Origin of the sequence: Streptomyces sp. NPDC056452 (genome assembly GCF_042796085.1) — a bacterium.
In the GTDB taxonomy this organism is placed as follows: domain Bacteria; phylum Actinomycetota; class Actinomycetes; order Streptomycetales; family Streptomycetaceae; genus Streptomyces.
The window spans coordinates 61,956-72,048 of the sequence record NZ_JBHTRI010000017.1; the positions used below are offsets into that span (position 1 = coordinate 61,956).

Below are 10,093 nucleotides of genomic sequence, written 5' to 3' on the forward strand. Positions count from 1 at the left end.
CGGTGATTCGTCCAAAGACGCCCTTGATCAGTCCATGGCGAGCGGGCGGCTTCGGCCGCGATGCTGTCGTTCCATCCGCCTCGCAAGGAGTGAACACCTCATGTCCCAGCCCTTGAGTCCAGTCGGCGGCGAGAGCCGCGGTCGCCCGGAAGGCCCGTCCTCCGGCGCACGGGAGGGCGCGTGGTGGCGCCATGCCGTGATCTACCAGATCTACCCGCGCAGTTTCGCCGACGCCGACGGGGACGGGATGGGTGACCTGGCAGGCATCCGTGCCCGGCTTCCGCACCTGGTCGACCTGGGGGTCGACGCCGTCTGGCTCAGCCCCTGGTACGTCTCCCCGCAGGCCGACGCCGGTTACGACGTCGCCGACTACTGCGACATCGACCCCCTGTTCGGGACGCTCGCCGAAGCGGAGCAGTTGATCGCCGAGGCCCGGCGGGCGGGCATCCGCACGATCGTCGACCTGGTGCCGAACCACTGCTCGGACCAGCACCCCTGGTTCCGGGCGGCCGTGGCGGCGGGGCCCGGCTCCACGGAGCGTGACGCGTTCCATTTCCGGCCCGGCCGCGGGGCGCACGGGGAACTTCCGCCCAACGACTGGCCGTCGAACTTCGGCGGGCCCGCCTGGACCCGGGTGACGGCACCGGACGGGACGCCGGAGGAGTGGTACCTCCACATGTTCGCGCCCGGCCAGCCGGACTGGAACTGGGAGAATCCACGCGTCGCCACACAGTTCGACGACATCCTGGTGTTCTGGCTGGAGCGGGGCGTCGCGGGCTTCCGCATCGACGTCGCCGACAACCTCGTCAAGGCCGCCGGGCTGCCCGACCTGGCCGACTACTCGGGCGAGAGCCCCCAGCCCTGGGCGGATCAGGACGGCGTCCACGCGATCTACCGACGCTGGAGGTCCGTCCTGGAGGAGCACTCCCTGCCGGGCGACGAGAAGGTGTTCGTCGGGGAGCTGTGGAGCGACCGTCCGGAGCGGTTCGCCCGCTACCTGCGCGCCGACGAACTCCATACCGGCTTCAATTTCGACTTCCTGAAGGTGCCGTGGCAGGCACCGGCGATGCGTGAGGTCATCGACGCGACCCTGGAGGCACACGGCCCGGTCGGGGCGCCCGCCACCTGGGTGCTGTCCAACCACGACACCACCCGGCACGTCACCCGTTACGGCAGGGCCGACACCGGCTACGGCTTCGACCGGGCCGCCCGCCACGGCAGTCCCGTGGACCTGGAGACGGGGTGGCGCCGGGCACGCGCCGGGGCCCTGCTGACCCTCGCCCTGCCCGGCAGCACGTACATCTACCAGGGCGACGAACTCGGCCTGTGGGAGGTCGAGGACATCCCGGCGGAGCTGCTGCAGGACCCGGCGGTCGCCGGCACCGGCGGGGCGGATCCGGGACGCGACGGGTGCCGGGTACCGCTGCCCTGGTCGGGGAGTGCGGCACCCTTCGGCTTCAGCCCGGACGGCTCGGCGAACGAGCCGTGGCTGCCGCAGCCCGCGTCCTGGGCGGCCCTGACCGTCGCCGCGCAGGCCGCCGATCCCGGCTCCGCACTCGTCCTCTACCGGAGGGCGCTGGCGCTGCGGAAGCAGCTCCCCGCGTTCGGCGACGGGCCCCTGGCCTGGTGGCCCGAGGGCGGTCGTGCGCAGGACGGCGTCCTCGCGTTCTCTCGGGGCGCTGACGGGAAGCTCGCCTGCATCGTCAACCAGTCCGGGCAGGGCATTCCCCTGCCGGACGCCACCGAGGTGCTGCTGGCCAGCAGTCCTCTCGGCGACGGTGCCGTCCTGCCACCGGACACGGCGGTCTGGCTCCGGCGGGAATGACCGGGCGTCGGCCGCTCCGGCAGCCCGAGGACCAAAACGCGGATTTCTGGCATAACACACCTGGAGCAACTGGTCGTTCCGATCGAAACGATCAATTCTGTCGGTTCCATTGAGCAGTTGAGCGCATACGTGCTAAAAAACCGCATTGCTTCAACGCGCTCTCCCGTCCATCTCCCGGCCTCCGGAGCACCCATGACGCCCCCTCCCCCGCCCCCCTGGTCCCGCCGCACCTTCCTCGCGGCGACCGGCGGCACCGCAGTCGCCGTCGGCCTCGCCGAGACCGGGGCCGCCTCGGCAGCCCCCCGCAGCACGGCGGCGGCTGCCGCGGATGCCGACGAGGCTTTCGCCGCGCTTCGCGCCAAGTGGCGCACCTTGATCCTCGGTGAGGGCTTCAGCCCGACGGCCGAGCCCTTCCGGTCGAAGCTCACCACGCTCGGCACCCAGGCAGCCGGCTTCCGCGCCACCATGGCACCGGCTGCCGGCTCGCTCTGGCCCGGCCTCGGATACGCCGATCCGGCCCCGGACACCGACCAGGAGTCGTACGGCTACTCCGCCCGGATGAACGAGAGTTTCACTCGGCTGAGCACGATGGCCCAGGCGTATGCCCAGCCCGGGACGGGTGTCACCGGCGACGCGGCGCTGCGGGACGCCGTGATCACGGGCCTTGACCACCTGTGCTCCGATGTCTACAGCGCGGACCGGGCGCCGTTCGGTAACTGGTGGAACTTCCAGATCGGCTCACCGCAGGCGCTCCTCGACACCGCCGTGCTGCTCCACGACCACCTCTCGGCCGAGCAAGTGGCCGTCTACTGCCGGTCCGTGGACCGCTTCCTTCCCGACTCGGCCGTGGCGAAGTACACCGGAACCAGTACCGGGGCGAACCGCGTCGACCTGTGTCGCGGGCTCATTCTGCGCGGTGTCGTCGGCGGCAGCGCGGCCAAGATCGAGGTCGGCCGTGACGCGTTGTCCCCCGTCTTCCCCTACGTGACGTCCGGCGACGGCTTCTATGCCGACGGTTCGTTCGTCCAGCACACCAACGTCCCGTACATCGGGGGTTACGGGGCGGTGCTCCACGACGGCCTCGGACGGTTGTTCGCACTGCTGCGGGACTCGACGTGGCAGGTGGACGACCCGGGCAGCCAGCTCTTCCTCGACACCGTCGAGAAGGCCATCGCCCCGTTCATCTACGACGGCCTGATGATGGACAACGTCTCCAGCCGCGGGATCAGCCGCGGCCTGACGGAAGCCGACCCCTTCCAGCTCCCCCAGGACGACCACACCCGCGCGCACAGCGTGATGGCCTCGGTCGTCCTGGTCGGTCAGGGCGCGAGTACCGAGGAGCAGGCCCGCTGGAACTCCATGGTCAAGGGCTGGCTCCTGCGGGACTCCTACGGTCCCGCCCTGAAGAACCCGAAGCTGAGCCTGGTCAACACGGCGAGGCTGCAGAAGCTGTACGACGACGACACGGTCAGGGCGTCGCCCGAACCGAGCGAGCACCGGGCCTTCCCCAACATGGACCGTGCCACCCACCGTCGCCGCGACTGGGGCGCGTCCGTCAGCATGGCCTCCGCCCGCATCGCGCACTACGAATTCGGCAACGGGGAGCACGCCCGCGGCTACCACACCGGCTCGGGCTGGCTGTCCTGGTGGGGCGGCGACCACGGCCTCGCGCAGTACTCGGACACTTTCTGGCCGACCGTCGACCCGTACCGGCTGCCCGGTGTCACCGTCTCGACGAAGCGGCTCCCGGACGGGTTCGGCGGCAACTGGGGCAACCCGAAGCCGGACACCACCTGGGTGGGTGGCACCACCGACGGCGAGTTCGGCACCACCGGGCAGCACCTGCGGGGCGTCGGCAGCACGATGACCGCGAAGAAGTCGTGGTTCTGGCTCGACGACTCCGTCGTGTGCCTGGGCTCGGGCATCACCTCGGCCGACGGCGCCGCGGTGGAGACGGTGATCGACAACCGCAACCTCGGCGCGTCGGGCACCGCCGCGCTCACCCTCAACGGCATCCCGCAACCGGGCGCCCAGGGCTGGCACACCACGCGGGAGCACACCAGGTGGGCGCACATCGAGGGGCACGCCGGCTACGTCTTCCCGGAGGCGGGCGGCAGCCGGGTGAGCGCATTGCGCGAGGAGCGCACCGGTGCGTGGAAGGACATCAACGCCGGCAGTTCCCCCGCCCCCTTCACCCGGCGCTACCTGACCCTGTGGCAGGACCACGGCACCGACCCGCAGGACGCCTCCTACGCGTACATCCTCATGCCGGGCGCCGGAAAGATCCGTACCGCAGCTCGCGCCCTGGACCCTCTGTGGCTTCAGATCCTCGCCAACACCCCGCAGCAGCACGGCATCCGGGTCCCCTCGCTCGGCTTCACCGGTATCAACTTCTGGGCTGCGGGTACGGCCGGCAAGGTCACGGCCGACGCACCGGTGAGCGTGCAGATCCGGGAGAGGCGTGACGGCACGGCGACGATCTCTGTGGCCGACCCGTCCCGCAGCGTGAAGAGCCTCACCCTGACCTGGCGGCGGCCCGTCGCCTCCGTCCTGTCCAAGGCTCCCTCGGTCACCGGCGCCCGGACCGGCTCCGCTCTCACCCTGACCTTCGGCGACCTCAGCAGCACCGCCGGCGCGACCCACCGCGTCAAGGTCCGCACGGCCTGACGACCGGCCCCGAGCCGGGCACGGGTCCCGCCGTCTCCCCACGGCAGGGGCCCGGCCCGGCGCCGGCTCCCCCCACCCCGGCGCGCACACATGCGGCTCCTGCGACGGCACGGGCCGTGCCCGCGCAGCGGGCAGGCGCGCCCTTCCCCCGAAGGACGAATCATGCGCAGATCTCTTCTCGCCACCACCGCCGCGGCCTTCGCCTGGTGCCTCGTCGTGGCCCACCCCGCCGGCGCGTCCGTGATCTGGAACGGTGACGCCTCAGCGGGCACGGCCGTGTTCGACGGCGTCCTGTGCGACTCCCCCGGAAGCGTCACCGCCCAGGACAACAGCGACGGCCGGGGCACGGTCTTCAAGTTCAACAAGCCCCTCGGGCTGCTGCGCTGCGAGGCACACGGCATGTCGGTGGGCGGCTCCCGCTACACCTTCAAGAACAACAGCACGTACTACCTGGGCTGGGACACCTCCACCAACACCCCTGACGCGGGAACGATCTTCCAGTGGAAGTCCTACGGCACCAACGACCAGAACCAGCAGAACTACCCGGTGCTCATGAAGGTCGAGGGCGGGGTCCTCAAGCTCTTCCACATCGAGGTGGGCGAGGTGTGGACCCTCAAGTGGTCCACCCCGGTGACGACCAGCACGTACAAGCGGATCGTCCTCGGCATCCACACGTCCGACACCGCCTCCGCCGGCTGGGTCGAGGCGTACTACAACGGTGCGAAGGTGGCCGAGTTCTCCGGCCGCACCTGGGACGACCTGGGCAACGACACCCGATGGGGCAGTTACGGCGCCGAGGTGCAGGACAAGCGGGTCATCAACTGGATCGACGGGCTGAAGGTCGGTACCAGCTACGCGGATGTGGCGTCCTAGCCGTTTCCACCCGCGTGGGCCGGCGCGGCCTACCGCCGCGCCGGCCCGGTGGCTTCACCGGGCGAGGCCCGCGGTCCACAGGGTCTGCCGGTTCACGGCGGACAGGCCGGCCAGCACCGTCCTGCGGGGCGCGGACGGGATGTCGGCGAACGAGGGCACCGCGAGCACCCGGCACCCCGCGGCCTCGGCGGCCGCGACACCGGTCGGGCTGTCCTCCACGGCCAGGCACGCCGCCGGGTCCACACCCAGGGCACTGGCCGCCGCACGGTAGGGGTCGGAGGCGGGCTTGGTGCGCGGCGTCTCGCCCTCGGCGACCGTCGTGCGGAACCTCTCCGCGCCGAGCACCTTGAGGACGGCGTCCACGACGGGCCTGGGGGATGCCGAGACCAGTGCCGCGGGGATGTCCAGGTCCGTCAGCAGGTCGAGGAGTTCGAGGGCTCCGGGCAGTACTTCGGTCTCGCGCTCGACGGCGGCAAGGAAGGCCGCGCCGAGTTCCTCCGCCACGGATTCCTCGCCGCGGCCGGTGCCGGAGACCTGGTGGAGATGGGCGGCGGTGTCCGCGACCGCGCGTCCGAGCACGAACGGCAGGTCCTCCTGGCCCAGTTCGTGGCCGAGCCCGTCCGCGGTCTCCCGGACGGTACGCAGCCACAGGGCCTCGGTGTCGACGAGGGTGCCGTCCATGTCGAGGAGCACCGCGTGCGGGGCGGCGGCGAAGGGCCTGCCGTCCAGCGTCCAGTGGCGGTCGGGGTGCCGGCCGAGCGAGGCGAACACCTGGGGTGCCACGTCGACATGGCGGACGGTACGGGGGGCGCTTCGCGCGTCGATGCCGGGTCCCGCGGCAATCAGCCATGCGGTGCGTTCCGCCTCCGAGCGGCCGCCGTGCCCGCCCGCGTCCACATGCCCGTGGTCGGTGACGACGAGGTACGTCCAGTCCTCGTGCTCGTACGAGGGCCGCGAGCGTACCGCCTCCAGGAGCCGCCCCAGACGCTCGTCGGCCGCCAGGACGGAACGGTCGTACTCGCTGCCGCAGCCGAGGAAGTGCGCGGTCTCGTCGGGGGCGCCGAGGTAGACGAACGAGGCTTCCGGATCGTCGCCCGACAGGACCCGTACGGCTTCCTCGGTGATCTGCTCGTCGCACTTCTCCCAGCCCTCGGGGGTGTCCGCGCCGGGTGACACGTACGCGGTCCTGGCCGGGGCCTGGAAGAGCGGCCCGCCGCCGCGCGCGAGCATCAGGGGCTCCCACCCGGCCGCGACGAAGGTACGGCGCCCGTCCCCTTCCGCGAGCCGGGTCGCGAAGTCGGGGAAGACGCCCAGGCGGTGGCCGCTGAAGTCGTTGCTCCACACGCCGTGCTTGGCCGCGGTCACGCCGGTCACGATCGTGGCCCAGCAGGGACCCGACATCGTCGGGGTGTCCGCGTCGATCACCACCGGCGCCAGGAAGCCCTGCCGGGCGAGGGCGTCCAGGTGCGGGGTCGGCAATCGGCGCAGCGTGTCGAGACGTACGCCGTCGATGCCGACGACGAGGACTCGGCGGGCACGGCCAGGCATAGGGATGGTCCTTCCGGTGGGGACGGCCGGCCACTGACGCCCGGCCGTGCCGCGTGCGGGATGTTCCTCAGGCGGAGCGGTCGAGTTCGTCGGGGCCGACGCCGTACGCGAAGGGCGCGCCCTGTGCGTACCGCTGCACCTCGTCGACCGCCCAGTGCGTCATGCGGCCGATCTCGTTGCCGAGGGAGCCGGCGATGTGCGGGGTCAGCAGCACATTGGGCAGGTGGTAGAGCGGGGAGTCGGACGGCAGGTGGTCCGGGTCGGTCACGTCGATGACGCCGTGGATCCGGCCGGACACGAGTTCGTCGGTGAGGGCGCGGGTGTCGACGAGCGAGCCGCGCGCGGTGTTGACGAGCGTGGCACCGTCGGCCATCAGTGCCAGTCTGCGGGCGTCGAACATGTGCCGTGTCTCTGGGAGTTGGGGTGCGTGGATGGACACCACATGGGAGCGCCGGACGAGTTCGTCGAGTCCGACGGGTTCCACGCCGAGGGCGGCGGCGGCCGCTCGGTCGACGTACGGATCGTGCAGCAGGACCGTGAGGTCGAACGGGCGCAGCAGCTCGATGACGCGGCGGCCGATCCGGGAGGCGCCCACGATCCCGATGACGCGGCGGTAGTTGCCCCGCCCCGCGAAGTGCGGGAGGAGTTCGAAGGCGCCCCGGGCGTCGCGGTACTGACGCGCGGCACCGAGGACCCCCTTGTTGGCGAACAGGATCGCGGCCAGGGTGAATTCGGCGACGGGCAGTGCGTTGGCCGCGGCGGCGGACGAGACGGCGATGCCTCGCGCCCACACGGCCTCGGTGACGTGGTGCTTGATCGAGCCCGCCGCGTGGACGACCGCACGCAGCCGCGGCATGAGGCCCAGCACGTCGTCGGTGAGTCGCGGGGATCCCCAGTGGGTGAACAGGACCTCGGCGGCGGCGAGGGCCGCCGGGTCGGCTGTCGCATAGTCCGTGACCAGGTGTGAGGTGTCCACGGCCGCGATGTCCGCCAGCCTGTCGAGGCCGCCTTCGGAGAGCAGCGTGCGGTGGACGTCCCTGCCCATGGCGAGCAGGGTGACCGGTCGCCGGACGGTCGGGGTGTGGTCCGGGCCGTGCAGGACGGTGCCTTCCGGTACGAGCACGGTCACTTCACCGCGCCCGCGGTGAGGCCGGAGCGCCAGAACCGCTGCAGGGCGATGAACGCGACGATGAGCGGGATGACGGCGATGAGCGAGCCGGTGATCACCAGTGAGTAGAACTCGGGCTGCTGGGAGGTGGTGGTGTTCCACATGAACAGGCCGAGGTTGACCGGGTAGAGGGAGTCGTCGTTCAGCATGACCAGGGCGCCGAAGAAGTTGTTCCAGCTTCCGGTGAAGGAGAACAGGAAGATGGTCATGAAGCCGGGGGCGAGCATCGGCAGCGAGATCCGGCTGAAGATCCGCAGTTCGCCCGCTCCGTCGACCCGTGCCGCCTCCAGAACCTCGCCGGGCACGTATCCCTCGGAGAAGACCCGTGCCAGATAGACGCCGAACGGGTTGACCAGGGCGGGCAGCAGGATCGCCCAGTAGGTGTTGACGACGCCGACCTTGGAGGCCAGCAGGTACATGGGCAGCTGGATGACCGTGGCCGGTACCAGCACCCCGCCGAGGACCACGCCGAACAGTTTCTCCTTGCCCCGGAAGTCGTACTTGTCGAAGGCGTAGCCGGTCGCGGTGCACAGGAAGGCCGATGCGGCCGAGCCGACCACGGAGTACAGGAGGCTGTTGCCGAACCACCGCAGGTATATGCCGTCGTTGTAGGTGAAGACGTCGTGGATGTTGGAGAAGAGGTTGAAGTCGCCGAACGAGAAGCCGCCGGTGGCGAACAGGTCGCGGTGGTTCTTCGTCGCCGCGAAGAACAGCCAGCTGACCGGCATCAGCATGTAGAAGGCGGCGAGCAGCAGGATGCCGTTGACGATGCCCTTGGAGAGCAGCTGCGTCGGCCCGCGCCGCCGGCCGGCCGTGGCGGGGCTGCGCTCGGCGGGAGTGGCCGGCGCGGGGGCGGGGGCGGATGCCTTGGTGACCGTGTGAGTGCTCATGCGGACTTCCACCGGTTTCCGAGCTTGGTGACGATGTACGAGAGCAGCACGCCGAGGGCGGCGAGCATCAGGGACGCGGCGGCGGCGAGGCCGTAGTCGTGCTGGACGAAGCCGGCCTTCCAGATGAACAGGGTCGGCGACCACTCGGTGTCGACGGACGAGGTGCCCCGCTGGTTGAAGAGCTTGGGCTCGGTGAAGAGCTGGATCGCGCCGACGCAGGTGAAGAGCACGGTCAGGACGACCGCGGAGGCGATCATCGGCACCTTGATCCGGAGGGCGGTGCGGATGGCGCCGGCCCCGTCGACGACGGCGGCCTCGATGAGTTCACGCGGTACGGCCTGCAGCGCGGCGTAGAAGATCACCATGTTGTAGCCGATCCACTGCCACGCGGTGAGGTTGACCATGGAGGAGAGCACATGGTCGTCGCTGAAGAAGCTCCATGAACCGCCGAGGGCGCCGATCCAGTCCAGCACCGGGCTGAGTCCGGGTGTGTAGAGGTAGATCCACAGGATCGAGGCGATCAGGCCCGGCACCGCGTGCGGGAGGAAGATCGCGAGCTGGAAGAACTTCTTCGCGCGGGCGAGCGCCGAGTCGACGAGCAGGGCCAGCACGAGCGCGGCCCCGATCATGACCGGGATGTACAGGGCGCAGTAGACCGCGATGTGCAGGAAGGACTCACGGAAACCCTGGTCGGACAGGGCGTTGGTGAAGTTGTCGAGGCCGGCGAACGCCCGTTCCGCACCTCCGAATCCGAGGCCCGTGGAGGCGCGTTCCTGGAACAGGCTCATCCACACGGCGTAGACGATCGGGGCCGCCATGACGGCGGCGAAGAGGACGAAGAACGGGACGATGAACAGAGCCGCGGCGCCGCGCTGGTTCTGCTTCAGCCGGGAGGTGCCGGCGCGGGGCGTACCGGCCCGCGCGGGGCGCGCGGCTTTGAGGACGGGTGCTGCCACGGTGGGCTCCTTGGCGGGTGGGCGCTGCGGGGAGGGTGGTCGTCGGGGGCGGGCCCCCGGCCCGCGCGGCCCGCCCCCCCCCGGGCCCCTTGCGCGCATGACCCCCCCGGCCCCCCAGCCCCCCACCCCCCTGCGCCGGCCCGCGCCCACCCCCCCCCGGCAGCCC

General features: G+C 71.0%; 7 protein-coding genes. 3 read left to right on the top strand and 4 right to left on the bottom strand.

Annotation, left to right across the window (positions count from 1 at the left end; translation table 11 throughout):
* Window positions 1-100 precede the first annotated feature (100 nt).
* The 3 genes from ACFQ6X_RS18425 (at window position 101) to ACFQ6X_RS18435 (ending at window position 5,365) form a co-directional block, all read left to right on the top strand.
* The gene (locus tag ACFQ6X_RS18425) at window positions 101-1,825 is read left to right on the top strand and encodes a glycoside hydrolase family 13 protein (RefSeq protein WP_383182669.1); all 1,725 of its coding nucleotides are present in this window, start codon (window positions 101-103) and stop codon (window positions 1,823-1,825) included.
* Window positions 1,826-2,017: 192 nt separating this feature from the next.
* Window positions 2,018-4,492 (top strand): polysaccharide lyase 8 family protein, encoded by a 2,475-nt coding sequence (locus tag ACFQ6X_RS18430; RefSeq protein ID WP_383182671.1) that lies wholly within the window; start codon window positions 2,018-2,020, stop codon window positions 4,490-4,492.
* A gap of 162 nt (window positions 4,493-4,654) precedes the next feature.
* Window positions 4,655-5,365 carry a hypothetical protein gene (locus tag ACFQ6X_RS18435; protein WP_383182673.1) on the top strand — a complete coding sequence of 237 codons (711 nt, stop codon included), beginning with the start codon at window positions 4,655-4,657 and terminating at the stop codon, window positions 5,363-5,365.
* Window positions 5,366-5,419: 54 nt separating this feature from the next.
* Here ACFQ6X_RS18435 and ACFQ6X_RS18440 read toward each other — a convergent pair whose 3' ends face one another.
* The 4 genes from ACFQ6X_RS18440 to ACFQ6X_RS18455 form a co-directional block, all read right to left on the bottom strand.
* Entirely contained in the window at window positions 5,420-6,913 is a 1,494-nt protein-coding gene (locus tag ACFQ6X_RS18440; protein ID WP_383182675.1) for an HAD-IA family hydrolase, read from the bottom strand.
* A 67-nt stretch (window positions 6,914-6,980) separates the two neighbouring features.
* Window positions 6,981-7,958, bottom strand: a complete 978-nt coding sequence (locus tag ACFQ6X_RS18445) for a hydroxyacid dehydrogenase (RefSeq protein ID WP_383182794.1) — start codon at window positions 7,956-7,958, stop codon at window positions 6,981-6,983.
* An 80-nt stretch (window positions 7,959-8,038) separates the two neighbouring features.
* The gene (locus ACFQ6X_RS18450) at window positions 8,039-8,971 is read right to left on the bottom strand and encodes a carbohydrate ABC transporter permease (protein ID WP_383182677.1); all 933 of its coding nucleotides are present in this window, start codon (window positions 8,969-8,971) and stop codon (window positions 8,039-8,041) included.
* On the bottom strand, window positions 8,968-9,822 hold the full coding sequence (locus ACFQ6X_RS18455; protein WP_383182796.1) for a carbohydrate ABC transporter permease: 855 nt from the start codon (window positions 9,820-9,822) through the stop codon (window positions 8,968-8,970). Before ACFQ6X_RS18455 ends, ACFQ6X_RS18450 begins: the two co-directional genes overlap by 4 nt.
* Window positions 9,823-10,093: the final 271 nt, after the last annotated feature.

Bases quoted from the DNA above. Each gene is read 5' to 3' on its own strand.
- ACFQ6X_RS18425 (WP_383182669.1), top strand. From the start codon at position 101: ATGTCCCAGCCCTTGAGTCCAGTCGGCGGCGAGAGCCGCGGTCGCCCG.
- ACFQ6X_RS18430 (WP_383182671.1), top strand. From the start codon at position 2,018: ATGACGCCCCCTCCCCCGCCCCCCTGGTCCCGCCGCACCTTCCTCGCG.
- ACFQ6X_RS18435 (WP_383182673.1), top strand. From the start codon at position 4,655: ATGCGCAGATCTCTTCTCGCCACCACCGCCGCGGCCTTCGCCTGGTGC.
- ACFQ6X_RS18440 (WP_383182675.1), bottom strand. From the start codon at position 6,913: ATGCCTGGCCGTGCCCGCCGAGTCCTCGTCGTCGGCATCGACGGCGTA.
- ACFQ6X_RS18445 (WP_383182794.1), bottom strand. From the start codon at position 7,958: ATGGGCAGGGACGTCCACCGCACGCTGCTCTCCGAAGGCGGCCTCGAC.
- ACFQ6X_RS18450 (WP_383182677.1), bottom strand. From the start codon at position 8,971: ATGAGCACTCACACGGTCACCAAGGCATCCGCCCCCGCCCCCGCGCCG.